The following is a 15,384-nucleotide window of genomic DNA, read 5'->3' as shown; positions in this document are numbered from 1 at the left end:
GGGCTATTTGCCGGGTTCGCCCAGCGTCCGGATGGCATTCTGCAGCGAGCTCTCGGTGCCCTCGATCATCGAATTGGCGCCGTCGAAGGCGCGCGAGGCCGCGATAAGCTTGGTCAATTCCATCATCGGGTTGGCGCCGGAGCCCTCGACGTAGCCTTGCTTGAAGCCGTCGCGGGAGAAGTCGGCGATGGCGGTCGCGGGCCGGTCCGGCGTCACGCCGGAATTGCCGTAGCGCTCGAGATTGGCGTCAGTGGGAATGTTGAACAGGCCGATGGTGCCGATCTCGTTGTTGTCCTGGGTGATCGCGCCGTTGCGCGCGATCGAGATCGGTCCGCCGTTCGGGTCCAGCGTGATCTGCGCGCCGCCGGAATCGACGACGGGGAAGCCGCTCACGGTCTGAAGGTCGCCGTTGGAGGCGATCTGGAGCCGGCCGTCCCGGGTATAGACCGTGCCGTTGGGACCGGCGAAGGCTATCCAACCCTGTCCGACCACGGCGACGTCCAGCGGGTTGCCGCTTTCGGTGATGTTGCCCATCTCGCGGGAGATGATGTTGTCGCCGGGCGAGGAGAAGGCAACGGGGTTCGGGCCAGCCTTGGACAGCACCGTTTCGAACTTCACCACGTCGGTGCGGAACGCCGCCGTGTTGACGTTGGCGACGTTGTTGGCGATCGTCTGGAGACGCCTTTCGAGCGCGACCTGCGCCGACAATCCCACATAGAGGGCCGATTGCATGAGCTACTTTCCGAGCCGGAGGGACTGAAGTTTCGAGAGCATGTCGATATCCATGCCGGCCGAGGATGCGCCGCCGATCAGGACCAGCGCGGGACTGGTCGAGCCGTCGCTCTGGGCCCGGGTCGCATCCCACATCGCCGCAAAGCGCTGCACGAACTTGGTGACCTTGGCCGGGTCCTGGAAATCGGTGAGCTTGACCCTGTTGGTGATCATCTTGGCCTGGGCGTCGATGTCGGCCGCGCTGATCGTCGAGGGCAGGCCGAGCGCGGTCTGAACCACCTGCGTCAGCGCCTTGTCCGCGAGGACCTGGTAGGCGGTCGTGATCGTGGATGCTTTGCGGGTGAAATAGAGCGCCAGCCGCAGGCCCTCGTTCTGGTCGCCGGCCTTCTGCTCCATCGTCTGCGTGACATAGTGGGTCGCCGTCCCGGTCGTGGCCTGGGCGGTCTTCGTCGCATTGCTGCCGAGCGCGGCGAAATTGAAGGCGGTGGCGAATTCCCGGTAACGCGTGTCGGTCAGCTTGTTGGCGAAGGTGTTCTTGTTCGCGACGCCCTCGGTCAGCACCTTGCGCATGAACGCTTTGGCATAGGTCATGTCGCTGAGGCCGTAGGCCTTCATCGCGTAGGAGTAGAGGCGATAGTCCTTCAGGAAGTCGTCGATCGTCTTCACGTTGCCGATATGGCTCAGGAAGTAATCGGTCTCGCGGCTGACATCCGGCTGTCTTGCGACCTGCGTCAGCGACTTGCCCATGTCCCTGGTCAGCCTGGTGTAGTCCGCGATGGTGGATAGCATGACACGCGCCCTCTCTGGCCGCTGTTGCGACGCCGTCCCAAGCTGCCGCCAATTGCTTGCGTGAGGCTGGCGATGCGGGAAGCCAGCTTCGCGCAAGGCTCGCCGACTAGATATTCCCGGTGGGATCGGCGATGGAGTGGCGCGTTGCTCAGTTTCGTGGGGATTTTCATCACGGTGGCGGCGCTGCTCGGCGGATTTGCCGCCATGGGCGGGCATCTGGCCGTGCTCATGCAGCCCTGGGAGTTCGTGATCATCATGGGGACCGCGGTCGGCACCTTCATCGTGGCCAATCCGTGGAAGACGGTCGTGGACACCGGGGTGGCCTGCATGCAGGCCGTCACCGGCGCGGTGCCCGGCCAGCGCTACTACCTTGATCTGCTCGGGGCACTTCACGCCCTGATGCGCGAGCTTCGCGGCAAGGGCCGCAACGAAGTCGAGGCGCATATCGACGATCCCTCGTCATCCGAGATCTTCAAGGCGTTCCCGAGCGTGCTCGCGGATCCCTCGCTGCTCCAGTTCATCTGCGACTATGTTCGCCTCATCATCATGGGCAACGCGCGCACACATGAGATCGAAGCGTTGATGGACGAGGAGATCCACACCATCGTGAAGGGCAAGCTGGCGCCCTATCATGCGCTGGTGACGGTATCCGAGGCGTTGCCGGCGCTGGGCATCGTCGCCGCCGTGCTCGGCGTCATCAAGGCGATGGGCGCGCTCGACCAGTCGCCCAAGCTGCTGGGCGGCTTCATCGGCGCGGCCCTGGTCGGCACCTTCGCCGGCATCTTCCTGTCCTACGGCGTCCTTTCGCCCTTCGCGATCAAGATCAAAATGACGCGCGAGAAGAAGTGCCGGCCCTATATCATCGTCAAGCAGACGCTGCTGGCGTTCATGAACGGCGCCATGCCGCAGATCGCCGTCGAGCACGGCCGCAAGATGATCGCGAGCAGCGAGCGGCCGTCGATCGACGTCGTGGAGAACGAGACGATCGCAGGTCCCAAGGCCGTCGCCACCGAGCCCGAACCCAAGGCTGCCCGCGCATGATGATGGAAGACGCCGGCGTCGGTCAGAAGAAGCAGCTCCCGAACTACCTGCTGGATGCCGCCGGCATATCGATCGAACGCATGCCGATGCTCAATGTGATCTTCGATCGCATGGCGGCATCCTGCACCGACAGCCTGCAGCCGATGGCTGGAACGCCCTGCTATTTCTCGGTCAACGGCATCACCAACGATCCGCTCGGCGACATCATCAAGGACTACGAGGGCAACGCGGTCGCTGCGGTGCTCTATGCCGAGCAGTGGGACTCGCGCGTCATCATCGTGCTGGACCGCGACTTCGTCTTTACGATGGTCGAGGCGATGTTCGGATCCGACGGGGCGGAACCGCCGCTCGATGTCGAACGAACGTTCTCGAACATCGAGATCCGCCTGGTCCAGGCGCTGTTCGAGCGGTTCGCCAAGGCGCTGCAGAACGCCTTTGCCGGCACGTCGAACGTTACCTTCCGCGTGGAGCGGGTCGAGACCGCGATGGCCTCGCTGGCGATCGGGCGCGCCAGCAACATGTCGATCTGCGCCAACATGATGGTGCAGGCGCTCTACCGCGGCGGTCAGATGTTCCTCATCATTCCGCACTCGGCGCTCAACCCACTCCGGCAGAAGCTGGCTCATGTCGTCGTCAGCGACGGTCGCGCCTCCGATCCGCGCTGGCGCGAGCAGATGGAGAGCGAGGTTCACCGCACCGAGGTGACGCTGAGCGCGGTGCTCGACGAGAAGATGATATCCCTGGAAGACGTCGTGAAGTTCAGGGTTGGGCAGGTGCTCGAGCTCGAAGCGACGCCGCGCACGCTCGCCCGGCTCGAAAGCAACAATCAGGTGCTGTTCTGGTGTCAGATCGGCCAGCTCGATGGCTATTACGCCATGCAGGTGGCCGATCCCGTCGATCAGAAACGGGAGTTCGTCGATGATATCCTATCTCGTTGATGTCGTGCTGCTGATGGCGCTGGCCTTCACCAGCCTGCGGGTAACCCGGATGCACCGCGAGCTGGCGCGGCTGCGCAGCTATCAGGGCGAATTCTCGACCATCGTCCACGAGACGGCGGGCGCCTTCGACACGGTCATCACCGCGGCGCATGATTCCACGGCCAATCTCGGACGGCTCGCCAACGTGCTGAGCACCAAGATCGATCAGGCCCACGACGCGATCGCGGCGCTCGATGCCCGCAGCGGGCTCGCGCCGGCCGCGACCGTGGGCGGCACCGAGGTGAACAAGCACTGAAGCCGAAGCCGGCGGAACCAACACGATCGGAACGTCACGACGCTCCGGGAGCGGAAATACCAAGAGGCGATACCAGATGGCGCAATCCTTCGACTACGAATCTGCCGCGCGAGCCCCGGACTCCGACGAGGGCCACACCGAGACGTCTCCGCTGGAGCGGCTGGCGGAGATTGCAGCGCGCACGGCGGAGGAGAGCGGGAAGTTCGCCAATGTCGATGCGATCCTGCGCATTCCCGTCACCATGCAGGTGGTGCTGGGATCGGCGACCATTCCGGTGGCCAACCTGATGAAGCTCGGCCGCGGCGCGGTGGTTCCGCTCGATCACCGGGTCGGCGAGCCCGTCGACGTCGTCGTCAACGGGCGCATTGTCGCCCGCGGCGAGGTGGTCGTCGTTGAAGAGGACAATTCCCGCTTCGGCGTCTCGCTCACGGAGATCGTAGGACCGCTGGGGCAGGGCGATAGCTGACCATGGCGGCACAGGTCGGCATCGCTCCCGTCAAGCAGCGAGGCGTTGCCGCGCTGGGCGGAACGGAAAAGGTCGCCGCGCTCCTGCTGGCCATGGGCCGGCAGGCGGCCGCGAGCGTGCTCGCGCAATTCGAGCCGCAGGACATTCGCATCGTCACCAAGGCCGCGGCCGAGCTGCGGCCGATCACGGCGCAGGAGCTCGAATCCATCGTCGAGGAGTTCGCCCAGCAATTCTCGATGGGCGCGAACATTCTGGGGACTCTCGGTGGCCTGGAGGCCGTGCTAGGCGACGTGCTTCCCGCCGACCAAGTGTCGGCGATCATGTCGGACCTGCTCGGCAATTCGAGCCGGTCGGTGTGGGATCGCGTCTCGTCGGTGTCGGAAAATTCGCTGGCGACCTACCTCTCCAAGGAGCATCCGCAGACCGCGGCGCTGATCCTGTCCAAGGTCAAGCCGTCTTGCGCCGCCAAGGTGATGAGCCAGCTCCCCTCGAGCCTGCGCAACGAGTTGATGCGGCGCGTGCTGAGCCTCAAGCCGATCGTCGACGACGCCATGAAGGTGCTCGAGAAGACGCTGCACGAAGACCTGACGCTCAATTTCGCCCGCAATCTCGGCGCCGACACCTATGCGCGCGTCGCCGACATCATCAACAAGATGGAGCGCGGACACATCGAGGACATGCTGAAGAGCCTGTCGGAAAAGCGGCCGAAATCGGCCGAAGTACTGAAGGAGCTGCTGTTCACCTTCGACGACGTGACCAACCTGACGCCGAAGGCGCGCACCATGATCTTCGACCAGGTGCCGACCGATCGCATCGTCGTCGCGCTGAAGGGGACCGACAAGCATTTCCGCGAGCTGATCCTGTCCTCGGTCGCCTCGCGCGTCCGCCGCGTCGTCGAGCACGAGCTCGCCATCGGCGAGCCTTCGAACCAGCGCGACGTGCTTGAGGCGCGGCGCGTGATCACCGATCTCGCGCTCGAGCTCGCGGAGAAGGGCGAAATCGAGCTCAACCCCGAGCAGGAGGATGAGCTGGTCTTCCGCTGACCGCTGAACGGGCATGGCAGAATCATCCGATCAGGAGAGCAAGACAGAAGAGCCGACCGAGAAGAAAGTCCGAGATGCGCTCGAACAGGGCAAGATCCCGGTCTCTCGGGAGGCCTCTATTTTTGCGTCGATGGCCGCGCTGCTGGTCATTCAGGCGTTCCTGATCGGTCAGGGCGTGCAGCAATTGACGCCGACATTGACGAGCCTGCTGGACGACCCCGAAGGCTTCCCGCTCAGCAACGGCGCGGATGCGCAGAACCTGCTCGCCGTGGTCGGCCTCCAGGCGCTGCGATTTCTGGTGCCGCTGGTCGTCATCCTCATGGTATTCGGGCTGGCCGCCTCGCTGCTGCAAAATGCGCCGCGCCTGGTGCTCGACCGCATCAAGCCGAATCTGTCGCGAATCTCTCCGATCAGCGGCTGGAGCCGGATCTTCGGAACGCAGGGGCTCGTCGAGTTCGCCAAGTCGCTGTTCAAGCTCGCCGCAGTGACCTCCGTGGTCGTCTTCGTGCTGCGCGCATCGGAAGCGAAGGCGTTCGAGGCGATGTACACCGATCCGGTCGCGCTGCCGGAGATGATTCTCAACATCGCGATGCGGATCGTCTCGGCGATCTGCATCGCGACCATCGTCTTGGTGGCGATCGATCTGGCCTGGGCGCGCTTCCACTGGCGGCGTGAGCTGCGCATGACCAAGCAGGAGATCAAGGACGAGCACAAGCAGGCGGAGGGCGATCCGCTGATCAAGGCGCGCCTGCGCTCGCTGGCGCGCGACCGCTCGCGGCAGCGGATGATCGCGTCCGCATCGCGCGCGACCCTGGTGATCGCGAACCCGACGCATTTCGCGATCGCGCTGCGTTACAATCGCGAGGAAAACCCCGCGCCGCTCGTGGTGGCCAAGGGCATGGACGTGATCGCGCTGAAGATCCGCGAGGTCGCCGAGCAGAACCGGATTCCCGTCATCGAGAACAAGGCGCTGGCGCGCGCACTCTACGAGGCGGTGCAGGTCGATCAGGTGATTCCGGCGGAGTTCTTCCGGCCCGTCGCCGAGATCATCTACTTCCTCCAGTCGAAACAGACTCCGCGCACCGAGAAGGTCCAGTAGAATTCCGAGGACGACCTCCGGCCCAACAGCTTGACGAAAGCTTAACGCCCTAGGCTTCTCCCGAATGGACCAGAACGGGGCTGTCGTGGGACCGCTTTATCTCTTCGAACTCGCATCGTCGCAGGCGCGCTATCTTGAGCTCCGCCAGTCGACCATCGCCACCAACGTCGCCAACGCCAACACGCCGGGCTTCAGGGCGCGCGACGTCGAGCCCTTCAACAAGGTGCTCGACGGCATGCCGGTGAGGCTCGCCACGACGTCGCCCTCGCACCTGCAATTGGCCGCGGCCGAGACCGACACGCGCGCGACCGCGAAGAAGGACAGCTGGGAAGTGGTTCACTCCGGCAATTCCGTCAGCCTCGAGCAGGAAATGATCAAGGGCAGCGACGTCAGCCGCGACTATTCGATGAATTTGGCCATCGTGCGGTCGTTCCACCGCATGGTCCTGGCCGGTGCGAAAGCCTGAGGTGAATTGACATGCTGGACTCACTGAGCGCCTCGCTGACGGTCGCGAGCTCCGGGCTCGAAGCGCAATCGACGCGCATGCGCATCGTCTCGGAAAACCTCGCCAACGCGACCTCGACGGGACGCACCGCCGGCGCCGATCCCTACCAGCGCAAGACGATCACCTTCGATGCCGCGATGGATCGCGCGTCGGGCTCGCAGCTCGCCAAGGTCAAGGAAATCGGCGTCGACACCACGCCCTACCGCGTCGAGTACGATCCCGGACATCCCGCCGCAGACAAGGCCGGCTACGTCAAGCTGCCGAACGTCAACATGATGATCGAGATGGCCGACATGCGCGAAGTCAACCGGTCCTATGAAGCAAATCTCCAGGTCGTGAAACAGGTCAGGTCGATGCTCGGCATGACCATCGATCTCCTAAGGAGCTGACAATGCTTGAGGCGATTTCATCCACGGCGATCTCTGCAGGACAGGCGGCGGCTCGCGCAACCGAGACGCAGGCGATCGCGCCTGCGGCGCCGACCGCGATCCAGCCCTCCGACGATGTCGGCTTCGAATCGGTGATGAAGCAGGTGACGACGGACGCGATCGGGACGCTGAAGGCGGGCGAAGCGGCGTCGATCTCGGCAATGCAGGGCAAGGAATCGACGCGGCGCGTCGTGGAGGCGCTGATGTCGGCCGAGCAGGCCCTGCAGACGGCGGTCGCGGTTCGCGACAAGGTCGTGCAGGCCTACCAGGAAGTCGTCCGGATGTCGATCTGATCTGAAGGAGTGGGATAAGTGAAATCGCTCGCCATTGCGGCCACGGGCATGAACGCCCAGCAGACCAACATCGAAGTCATCGCGAACAACATCGCCAACATCAATTCGACGTCGTACAAGCGGGCGCGCGCGGAGTTCACCGATCTGTTCTACCAGATGGACCGCATGCAGGGCGTGGCGAACGTCAACGGTTCCTCGCCGGTGCCGGAGGGCGCCAATCTCGGTCTCGGCGTCAAGTCGGCGGCGATCCGCAAGCTGCACATCCAGGGCGCGCTCACGCAGACCGGCAACCCTTACGACCTCGCGATCAACGGCCGCGGCTGGTTTCAGGTGCTCGGCCCCAACAACGAGGTGCAATACACCCGCGCAGGGTCGTTCACCCCCAACGCCAACGGCCAGCTCGTCACGACCGACGGCTATCTGCTGGATCCCGCGATTACGATACCGCAGGGAACCGTCGAGGTCACGGTCAACCAGACCGGGCAGGTGTTCGCCAAGCTGGACACAGAAATCAACCCGCGGCAGATCGGCCAGCTCAACCTCGCCAATTTCGCCAACGAAGCGGGCCTCGAGCCGCTCGGCAGCAATCTCTACAAGGAGACGACGGCATCCGGCACGCCGGTCGTCGGCCTGCCGGGCGATTCCGGTTACGGCAAGATCAACCAGAAATGGCTCGAGGCGTCGAACGTCGATCCGGTGAAGGAAATCACCGAGTTGATCTCGGCGCAGCGCGCCTACGAAATGAATGCCAAGGTCATCCAGGCCTCGGACGAAATGGCCCAGACCGTCTCGAAGGGCATGCGCTAGTTCCGGTGTCTCGATGTTGAACAGGGTGGACCTGATCATGCGCGGATTGGCCGCCGTGTTGCTGATTCTGGCCTCAATGCGGCTCGCCGTGGCCGAGGAGAAGCGGCTTCCCGTGCCGGCGGTTTCGATCCGCGCCGGCGAGTTGATCCGGGACGACATGATCACCGAGCGCGCCTTCGCGCCGAGCCTGCTCGGCGTTGCCATGTTCATCGAAGGGCGCCAGGTGCTGGTCGGCCGCATGGCACGGCGCGCGCTGTTGCCGGGCCAGCCCATTCCCAGCAATGCGGTGGAAGACCCCTGGACCGTCGCCCGCGGCGCCCAGGTCAAGGTCGTGGTGGAAGACAGCGGCCTGTCGATCGTCACTTACGGCGCGGCGATGCAGTCGGGTGCGGCCGGTGCGCTCATTCCGGTGCGCAATACCGATACCGGGGTGATTATCAGGGGCATCGTCCAGCCGGACGGCACCGTCAAGGTCGTGGACGGGTCATGACCAGGATCCTCGTTGCGCTCGTCCTGCTGCTTTCCGCCACCAGCGCCCATGCCGCCGTCCGCATCAAGGACATCGCGGACATCAAGGGTTTGCGCGAAAACCAGATCGTCGGCTACGGCCTCGTCATCGGCCTGAACGGCACCGGCGACACGCTCCGCAATGCTCCGTTCACGGAGCAGTCCCTGCAATCGATGCTCGAGAACATGGGCATCAATGTCAGGAACGAGACCACGAGCACCAACAATCCCACGCGTCCGACGACGCTGCGAACGCGCAACGTCGCGGCCGTGATGGTGACGGCGGACCTGCCGCCCTCGATCGGCCCCGGCGAGCGCATGGACGTCACCGTGTCGTCGCTCGGCGATGCGACCTCGCTGCTCGGCGGCACGCTGGTCATGACGTCGCTGCGCGCGGCGGACGGCGCCGTTTATGCGGTGGCGCAGGGGGCGATCACGGTTGCCGGTTTCAGCGTCGGAGGCCAGGCGCAGAACGTTAGCCAGGGCACGCCGACGGCCGGGCGCATCCCGAACGGTGCGCTGGTCGAGCGCGAGGTGCAGGGAAGCCTCCACGAAATGCAGTTCCTGGTGCTGGAGCTGAAGAACCCCGACTTCGTCACCGCAACGCGCATCCTCGACGCCATCAACCGCTACGCCGGCGGACGCTACCGCGCCCAGATCGCCTTCGAGCGAGACTACCGCAACATCGTGCTGTCGAAGCCGCGCCATATCGGCCCGGTCCGATTCCTTGCCGAGATCGGCGAACTAACGGTCGAGCCTGATACCCCGGCCCGGGTGGTGATCAACGAGCGCACCGGCACGGTGGTGATCGGGCGCGACGTGCGAATCTCGACCGTCGCGGTGACACACGGCAATTTGACGGTCCGTGTCACGGAGATGCCCGTGGTGTCGCAGCCGGCGCCGTTCTCGCGAGGCCAGACCGTGGTCGTCCCGCAGACCGTGGTCGAGGCCAACGAGGCCGGAGCGCAGGTGGCGATCCTCAGCGGGGTCGATCTCCAGCGCCTGGTGCGCGGACTGAACCAGATCGGCCTGAAACCGTCGGGTATCATCGCGATCCTGCAGGCGATCAAGACGGCCGGTGCGCTCCAGGCCGATGTCATCGTGCAATGATGCATAAGCGTCGTGCAAGCTTGGTCGCTCAATGCTCGGGTCTCGACCGAGAATCGCGCGCGGCCCGATGCTGAAGCTGGATCACAAAGCCAAACTTTTCCTGCTGGTCGCGGCATCAGTGCTCGCGAGCACCTCGCCCCTGCTTGCCCTGGACGAAGCCAAGCCGTCGAGGCCGCTCAACCTGCTCTCCTTCGCGCGCGCCCGCGCGTCCGGACCGCAGAAGCCGCAGCCGGTTGCGGCGATGCCGGGCGAGAATGCGTCGATCCGGGCGACGGCATGGGCGGCCGAAGAGTCGGGACCCGCAATCACCGGCGCAGTGCCCGCCGCCGAGACGCCTGCTCCTGCTGCTGCGCCCGCACCCGCCCCGGTCCGTCTGGCCAAGCCCGGCAGCGTGACGGCGCCGCCGAAGCCTGCGCCGCCGCAGGCTGCGGCGGCCGCCGACAACGAAGTCGCCCTGTTCTGCAGCAACGTCGCCGATCCCGCCGTCGATGCGAGGCTGGCCTGGCAACTCAAGGAGCTGGAAAAGGCCGAGAACCTGCTCCGCGAGCGGATCGCCGAGGTCGAGGCCAAGCGCGCCGAATACGAGAAGTGGATGGCGTTGCGCGACGACTTCCTGAAGAAGGCCGAAGCGAGCGTCGTCGAGATCTATTCGCGCATGAAGCCAGAAGCCGCGGCGACCCAGATCGCCGGCATGGCGGACGAGACCGCCGCCGCCGTGCTCGCCAAGCTCAGCCCGAGAAGCTCGAGCGCAATCTTCAACGAGATGGAGACGGCACGCGCGGCGCACCTCGCCGACCTCCTGGGCGGAATGCGCCGCGTGGATGACGGAAAGACCAAATAGATGAAGAAGCCGATCCTCATCCTCCCGCTGGTGTCCGTGCTGCTGGCCGGATGCTTCCATGACCCGGCCGAGGTCCTGACCGGCCCGCAAATGTCGCCGGTCGGCAGCGGCCTCCGGACCCAGGCCGATCCGATCCCGGTGACGCCGCGCATGCGCACGCCCGTCAGCTATCGCTCGACCTGGGACGACGGCACCGATCTCTACCGCGATCCCCGCGCCCGTCGCACCGGCGACGTCGTGACGGTGATCATCTCGATGCAGGACAAGGCCAAGCTCGACAACAAGACAGGACGCTCGCGCGATTCGCAGGTCAAGTTCGGGCTGGACTGGCTGATGGACGTCGCAGGGTGGAACGACGCCGGCTCGGCTAGCGCCAATCTCAGCACCAACACCCAGATCAAGGGCAACGGCCAGATCGACCGCACCGAGGACATCAAGCTGTCCATCGCGGCCATCGTCACCGATGTGTTGCCGAACGGCAATATGATGATCAGCGGCTCGCAGGAGTTTCGCGTCAATACCGAGATGCGCGTGCTCAACGTCGGCGGCATCGTGCGTCCGCGCGACATCTCGCGGGCCAACACGATCACTTACGACAAGATCGCCGAGGCGCGCGTGTCCTATGGCGGCCGCGGAAATCTGTCCGACGTGCAGCAGCCTGGATGGGGACACCGGATCTATGATGCCGTGGCACCGTTCTGAGATCTGCGCGGGCGAGGCCGCGCGAGGGCAGGGGACATCATGCGGCTGATTGCGGCCATCGTGGTGCTGACCCTGGTCGCGATCGGCGCGGGCGCGCTAGCCGGCCTGCATCTGTTCGCGGCCGCCGAGCGCGCCGCCGATGCGAAGAAGAGCGCGACCCCGCCGCCGCTGGCGTCGAGCTACGCCGGCAGCGCGCGCTTGCGGAAATTGTCCCCGATCGTGACCAATCTCGCAGCGCCAGCCAACAATTGGGCTCGCATCGAGGCCTCCATGGTGACCGAGAGCATGAACGACGAGGAGGCCGGCATCCTGGCCGCGCATATCAGCGAGGACATCGTCACCTACTTGCGGTCCGCCTCGGTCGCGCAGTTCGAGGGATCGCGCGGGCTCCAGCATCTGCGCGACGACCTGACCGAACGCGCCAACATCCGCTCGTCCGGCAAGGTCCGCGAATTGATCATTGAGACGTTGGTGATCCAGTGAGAGTGAAAGTCCTGCTGCTCGCGTTGATCATGGTGGCGCTGCCCGAGGTTGCGCTCGCCCAGATCCCGGACCTCAATTCGCTGTTGCCGCCCGGAAACGGTTCGACCAGCGGCCGGATCATCCAGCTGATGGCGCTGATCACGGTGCTGTCGGTGGCGCCGGGACTGCTCATCATGGTGACGAGCTTCACGCGATTTGCGGTGGCGCTGTCGTTCCTGCGCGCCGGTCTCGGCCTGCAGACCACGCCCGCCAATCTGGTGCTGATCAGCCTCGCGCTGTTCATGACCTTCTACGTGATGGCGCCGACCTTCGACCGCGCCTGGGAGACCGGCGTCCAGCCGCTGATGAAGAACGAGATCTCGGAAGAGCAGGCCTATCTGAAGATCACGGATCCGTTCCGCGAGTTCATGCTGGCCCATGTCCGCGACAAGGATCTGCAGACCTTCGAGTCGCTCGCCGCGGAGAGCTTTCGCAAGAAGTTCGACGACAAGCGCGTCGATTTGCGCGTCATCATCCCCGCCTTCATGATCTCCGAGCTGAGGCGTTCGTTCGAGATCGGATTCCTCATCATCCTGCCTTTCCTCGTGATCGACATGATCGTGGCGACGCTGACCATGTCGATGGGCATGATGATGATGCCGCCGACCATCCTCGCGCTGCCGTTCAAGATGCTGTTCTTCGTGCTGATCGACGGCTGGAATCTGCTCGCCTCCGGACTGGTGCGCTCGTTCTCGTAAACCGCGGCGCGCCGCCGGCCGGCCGGTTATGGTTAGCGGAAAGTAATATTAACCATATGATATTGCTGCCGAATTCAAGCCGGCCTTAATCCGGCGGCAAGATTCGGCGTGCTAGCAAAGCGTCACGGCGGGTTGGACCCCACCCACAGCAGTCCAAAGGCATGATGCCGCCCCTCCGTACCGGTGCAAGCCCGGTATGTCCCCTGATGAAAATGTAACGCGTACATAAAGGGACATTCGCAATGTCAAGCCTGCTCACGAACTCGTCCGCCATGACCGCGCTCCAGACCCTGCGGTCTGTCAGCTCGCAACTCTCCACGACGCAGAGCCGGATCTCCACCGGCCAGCGCGTCGCCACGGCCTCGGACAACGCCGCCTACTGGTCGATCGCGACCTCGATGCGTGCCGACAACGCCGCGCTCTCCGCCGTCTCCGACTCGCTCGGTCTGTCGGCCGCGACCGTCGACACCGAGTACACCGCTCTGAACAAGGTCATCGGCGACAGCAACTCCGGCCTGACCAAGCTGCAGTCGCTGCTGGTCCAGGCCAAGACGGCCGGTGTCGATCGCAGCAAGATCCAGTCTGAAATCACGCAGATCCAGCAGGACATGAAGAACGTGGCCGGCGCCGCGACGTTCAACGGCGTGAACTGGCTGAGCACCAACGCCTCCACGCCGGCGACCGTCAACCTGGTGTCGTCGTTCTCGCGCGTCGGCGCCACGCCGACCACCAGCTCGATCACCGTGACCGTCGCCAACTACTCGCTCTACACCTCGACCACGAGCGGCATCCTCGACACGGTGAGCGGCAGCGCGTCGGTCGACACCATCAACATCGGTGCGCTGACCGACTCGGCGGCCGACCAGACCACGCTCGATGGCTACATCGCGCAGGTCACCGCGGCGATCGGCACGGTCGCTTCGGGTGCCGCCAACCTCGGTGCCATCAAGAACCGCATCTCGAACAACTCGGAGTTCGTGAAGTCGCTGATGGACTCGGTGGATCGCGGTATCGGCCAGCTCGTCGACGCCGACATGAACCAGGAGTCCACCCGCCTGGCGGCTCTCCAGGTCCAGCAGCAGCTCGGCGTTCAGGCGCTCTCGATCGCCAACAACAACAGCCAGAGCATCCTGTCGCTGTTCCGTTAAGTCCAGGACGATCTCGGGAAGGCCGCGCTTCTCGCGAAGCGCGGCCTTTCGTTTGGCACGATGCTGCCGCCGTGATTCGCCAGTCCTGTTGCAGAGGGACCACGGCGCCACAAGCCTCGCACAAGCTTCGCTGGCTATCCTCGCCGCTACGACGGGTTGGGCTCACGCGCATTTCCGCAGCCCAAAGGCATGATGCCGCCCTGTCGTACCGGTGCAAGCCCGGTATGTCCCCAAAATCCAATCTGCTTTCAAAGGGACATCGAAGATGGCTTCCAGCCTGCTTACCAACTCCGCTGCAATGACCGCGCTCCAGACCCTCCGGAATGTCAGCGCCAGCCTGCAGACCACCGAAAACCGCATCTCGACCGGCCAGCGCGTCGCGACCGCTTCGGACAACTCGGCCTATTGGTCGATCGCGACCTCGATGCGCGCCGACAACGCCGCGCTCTCCGCCGTCTCCGACTCGCTCGGTCTGTCGGCCGCGACCGTGGACACCGAATACACCGCTCTGAACAAGGTCATCGGCGACCAGAACTCCGGCCTGACCAAGCTCCAGGCGCTGCTGGTCGAAGCCAAGACCGCCGGCATCGACCGCACCAAGATCCAGGCTGAAATCACCCAGATCCAGCAGGACATGAAGAACGTCGCCAACGCGGCGACGTTCAACGGCGTGAACTGGCTGAGCACCAACGCCTCCACCCCGGCGACGGTCAACCTGGTGTCGTCGTTCTCGCGCGTCGGCGGCACGCCCACGATCAACACCATCACGGTGACGGTTGCCAACTACTCGCTCTACACCTCGGCCACGGCCGGCATCCTGGACACGGTGAGCGGCAGCGCGTCGGTCGACACCATCAACATCGGTGCGCTGACGGACTCGGCGGCCGACCAGACCACGATCGACGCCTACATCGCGCAGGTCACCGGCGCGATCAACACGGTCAGCCAGTCCGCCGCCAACCTCGGCGCCATCAAGAACCGCATCTCGAACAACACGGAATTCGTGAAGTCGCTGATGGACTCGGTGGATCGCGGTATCGGCCAGCTCGTCGACGCCGACATGAACGCGGAATCGACCCGGCTCCAGGCGCTGCAGACCCAGCAGCAGCTCGGCGTTCAGGCGCTCTCGATCGCCAACCAGAACAGCCAGAGCATCCTGTCGCTGTTCCGCGGCTAAGCGACGCTCTCGAAGACGACCGTGCTCCCCAGGGAGCACGGTCACCGCCGCGAACGGTGGATATGAAGCCACCGCGCGTGCCCGGACACCGACTTCTGCGCGCCAGATGCGACACGTCGCGGCCGTTCGAGCCGCGCCCGGCCCGTCGGGCTGCGTTCAATCGCATCACCGCATTCTTGTAAAATTGCAACGCCTCGTCCGCGAACCGGCGCGCCTGCGCTCTCCCGCAACCCTCAGGCAAGG

The 15,384-nt window shown here is 64.7% G+C and carries 20 protein-coding genes; 18 read left to right on the top strand and 2 right to left on the bottom strand.

Annotation, left to right across the window (positions count from 1 at the left end):
- Nucleotides 1-3 precede the first annotated feature (3 nt).
- Together flgF and RX330_RS30775 are read right to left on the bottom strand one after the other, a co-directional pair.
- Nucleotides 4-732, bottom strand: a complete 729-nt coding sequence (gene flgF, locus RX330_RS30780) for a flagellar basal-body rod protein FlgF (RefSeq protein ID WP_212088440.1) — start codon at nt 730-732, stop codon at nt 4-6.
- 3 nt (nt 733-735) lie between these two features.
- Nucleotides 736-1,521 (bottom strand): DUF1217 domain-containing protein, encoded by a 786-nt coding sequence (locus RX330_RS30775; RefSeq protein ID WP_212088442.1) that lies wholly within the window; start codon nt 1,519-1,521, stop codon nt 736-738.
- 144 nt (nt 1,522-1,665) lie between these two features.
- Here RX330_RS30775 and motA point away from each other — a divergent pair, with 144 nt between their 5' ends.
- The 18 genes from motA to RX330_RS30685 all read left to right on the top strand — a co-directional run bounded on the left by motA (nt 1,666) and on the right by RX330_RS30685 (nt 15,141).
- The gene (gene motA, locus RX330_RS30770; protein WP_212088444.1) at nt 1,666-2,562 is read left to right on the top strand and encodes a flagellar motor stator protein MotA; all 897 of its coding nucleotides are present in this window, start codon (nt 1,666-1,668) and stop codon (nt 2,560-2,562) included.
- On the top strand, nt 2,559-3,500 hold the full coding sequence (locus tag RX330_RS30765) for a flagellar motor switch protein FliM (RefSeq protein ID WP_212088446.1): 942 nt from the start codon (nt 2,559-2,561) through the stop codon (nt 3,498-3,500). Before motA ends, RX330_RS30765 begins: the two co-directional genes overlap by 4 nt.
- Nucleotides 3,481-3,795, top strand: coding sequence for a hypothetical protein (locus tag RX330_RS30760; protein ID WP_212088448.1), 315 nt, complete (start codon nt 3,481-3,483; stop codon nt 3,793-3,795). Before RX330_RS30765 ends, RX330_RS30760 begins: the two co-directional genes overlap by 20 nt.
- A 76-nt stretch (nt 3,796-3,871) precedes the next feature.
- Nucleotides 3,872-4,261, top strand: coding sequence for a flagellar motor switch protein FliN (gene fliN / locus RX330_RS30755; RefSeq protein WP_212088451.1), 390 nt, complete (start codon nt 3,872-3,874; stop codon nt 4,259-4,261).
- Between the two features lie 2 nt (nt 4,262-4,263).
- Nucleotides 4,264-5,304, top strand: a complete 1,041-nt coding sequence (locus RX330_RS30750) for a flagellar motor switch protein FliG (protein ID WP_212088459.1) — start codon at nt 4,264-4,266, stop codon at nt 5,302-5,304.
- A gap of 13 nt (nt 5,305-5,317) precedes the next feature.
- A complete protein-coding gene (flhB, locus tag RX330_RS30745; RefSeq protein WP_212088461.1) occupies nt 5,318-6,403 on the top strand; it encodes a flagellar biosynthesis protein FlhB in 1,086 nt (361 codons plus the stop codon).
- Nucleotides 6,404-6,467: 64 nt separating this feature from the next.
- Nucleotides 6,468-6,869 (top strand): flagellar basal body rod protein FlgB, encoded by a 402-nt coding sequence (gene flgB / locus RX330_RS30740; protein WP_317240976.1) that lies wholly within the window; start codon nt 6,468-6,470, stop codon nt 6,867-6,869.
- An 11-nt stretch (nt 6,870-6,880) separates the two neighbouring features.
- The gene (gene flgC / locus RX330_RS30735; protein ID WP_100174722.1) at nt 6,881-7,297 is read left to right on the top strand and encodes a flagellar basal body rod protein FlgC; all 417 of its coding nucleotides are present in this window, start codon (nt 6,881-6,883) and stop codon (nt 7,295-7,297) included.
- Between the two features lie 2 nt (nt 7,298-7,299).
- Nucleotides 7,300-7,629 carry a flagellar hook-basal body complex protein FliE gene (locus RX330_RS30730; protein ID WP_212088466.1) on the top strand — a complete coding sequence of 110 codons (330 nt, stop codon included), beginning with the start codon at nt 7,300-7,302 and terminating at the stop codon, nt 7,627-7,629.
- Between the two features lie 18 nt (nt 7,630-7,647).
- Complete coding sequence (gene flgG, locus RX330_RS30725; protein WP_212088468.1) at nt 7,648-8,436, top strand: flagellar basal-body rod protein FlgG; 789 nt, start codon at nt 7,648-7,650, stop codon at nt 8,434-8,436.
- A gap of 37 nt (nt 8,437-8,473) precedes the next feature.
- On the top strand, nt 8,474-8,926 hold the full coding sequence (gene flgA, locus RX330_RS30720) for a flagellar basal body P-ring formation chaperone FlgA (RefSeq protein ID WP_249153386.1): 453 nt from the start codon (nt 8,474-8,476) through the stop codon (nt 8,924-8,926).
- Nucleotides 8,923-10,053, top strand: coding sequence for a flagellar basal body P-ring protein FlgI (gene flgI / locus RX330_RS30715; protein WP_317240975.1), 1,131 nt, complete (start codon nt 8,923-8,925; stop codon nt 10,051-10,053). Before flgA ends, flgI begins: the two co-directional genes overlap by 4 nt.
- Nucleotides 10,054-10,120: 67 nt before the next feature.
- Nucleotides 10,121-10,894, top strand: coding sequence for a MotE family protein (locus RX330_RS30710; protein ID WP_317240974.1), 774 nt, complete (start codon nt 10,121-10,123; stop codon nt 10,892-10,894).
- Entirely contained in the window at nt 10,895-11,596 is a 702-nt protein-coding gene (flgH, locus tag RX330_RS30705) for a flagellar basal body L-ring protein FlgH (protein ID WP_317240973.1), read from the top strand.
- Between the two features lie 39 nt (nt 11,597-11,635).
- Nucleotides 11,636-12,079: a flagellar basal body-associated FliL family protein gene (locus tag RX330_RS30700; RefSeq protein WP_246928805.1), complete on the top strand. Its 444-nt coding sequence runs from the start codon at nt 11,636-11,638 to the stop codon at nt 12,077-12,079.
- Nucleotides 12,076-12,816 carry a flagellar type III secretion system pore protein FliP gene (gene fliP / locus RX330_RS30695; protein WP_317240972.1) on the top strand — a complete coding sequence of 247 codons (741 nt, stop codon included), beginning with the start codon at nt 12,076-12,078 and terminating at the stop codon, nt 12,814-12,816. The genes RX330_RS30700 and fliP overlap by 4 nt, the downstream gene beginning before the upstream one ends.
- Before the next feature lie 242 nt (nt 12,817-13,058).
- On the top strand, nt 13,059-13,964 hold the full coding sequence (locus RX330_RS30690) for a flagellin (protein ID WP_212088500.1): 906 nt from the start codon (nt 13,059-13,061) through the stop codon (nt 13,962-13,964).
- A gap of 265 nt (nt 13,965-14,229) precedes the next feature.
- The gene (locus RX330_RS30685; RefSeq protein WP_317240971.1) at nt 14,230-15,141 is read left to right on the top strand and encodes a flagellin; all 912 of its coding nucleotides are present in this window, start codon (nt 14,230-14,232) and stop codon (nt 15,139-15,141) included.
- The last annotated feature ends 243 nt before the right edge of the window (nt 15,142-15,384 follow it).

Source organism: Bradyrhizobium sp. NDS-1 (genome assembly GCF_032918005.1).
Classification (GTDB): Bacteria; Pseudomonadota; Alphaproteobacteria; order Rhizobiales; family Xanthobacteraceae; genus Bradyrhizobium; species Bradyrhizobium tunisiense.
The sequence above is the reverse complement of the archived record's forward strand: the minus strand, read 5'-3'. Positions and strand labels throughout refer to the sequence as shown.

Coding starts and splice junctions, on each gene's coding strand:
- flgF (WP_212088440.1), bottom strand. CDS start 732: ATGCAATCGGCCCTCTATGTGGGATTGTCGGCGCAGGTCGCGCTCGAA.
- RX330_RS30775 (WP_212088442.1), bottom strand. CDS start 1,521: ATGCTATCCACCATCGCGGACTACACCAGGCTGACCAGGGACATGGGC.
- RX330_RS30765 (WP_212088446.1), top strand. CDS start 2,559: ATGATGATGGAAGACGCCGGCGTCGGTCAGAAGAAGCAGCTCCCGAAC.
- RX330_RS30760 (WP_212088448.1), top strand. CDS start 3,481: ATGATATCCTATCTCGTTGATGTCGTGCTGCTGATGGCGCTGGCCTTC.
- fliN (WP_212088451.1), top strand. CDS start 3,872: ATGGCGCAATCCTTCGACTACGAATCTGCCGCGCGAGCCCCGGACTCC.
- RX330_RS30750 (WP_212088459.1), top strand. CDS start 4,264: ATGGCGGCACAGGTCGGCATCGCTCCCGTCAAGCAGCGAGGCGTTGCC.
- flhB (WP_212088461.1), top strand. CDS start 5,318: ATGGCAGAATCATCCGATCAGGAGAGCAAGACAGAAGAGCCGACCGAG.
- flgB (WP_317240976.1), top strand. CDS start 6,468: ATGGACCAGAACGGGGCTGTCGTGGGACCGCTTTATCTCTTCGAACTC.
- flgC (WP_100174722.1), top strand. CDS start 6,881: ATGCTGGACTCACTGAGCGCCTCGCTGACGGTCGCGAGCTCCGGGCTC.
- RX330_RS30730 (WP_212088466.1), top strand. CDS start 7,300: ATGCTTGAGGCGATTTCATCCACGGCGATCTCTGCAGGACAGGCGGCG.
- flgA (WP_249153386.1), top strand. CDS start 8,474: ATGCGCGGATTGGCCGCCGTGTTGCTGATTCTGGCCTCAATGCGGCTC.
- flgI (WP_317240975.1), top strand. CDS start 8,923: ATGACCAGGATCCTCGTTGCGCTCGTCCTGCTGCTTTCCGCCACCAGC.
- RX330_RS30710 (WP_317240974.1), top strand. CDS start 10,121: ATGCTGAAGCTGGATCACAAAGCCAAACTTTTCCTGCTGGTCGCGGCA.
- flgH (WP_317240973.1), top strand. CDS start 10,895: ATGAAGAAGCCGATCCTCATCCTCCCGCTGGTGTCCGTGCTGCTGGCC.
- RX330_RS30700 (WP_246928805.1), top strand. CDS start 11,636: ATGCGGCTGATTGCGGCCATCGTGGTGCTGACCCTGGTCGCGATCGGC.
- RX330_RS30690 (WP_212088500.1), top strand. CDS start 13,059: ATGTCAAGCCTGCTCACGAACTCGTCCGCCATGACCGCGCTCCAGACC.
- RX330_RS30685 (WP_317240971.1), top strand. CDS start 14,230: ATGGCTTCCAGCCTGCTTACCAACTCCGCTGCAATGACCGCGCTCCAG.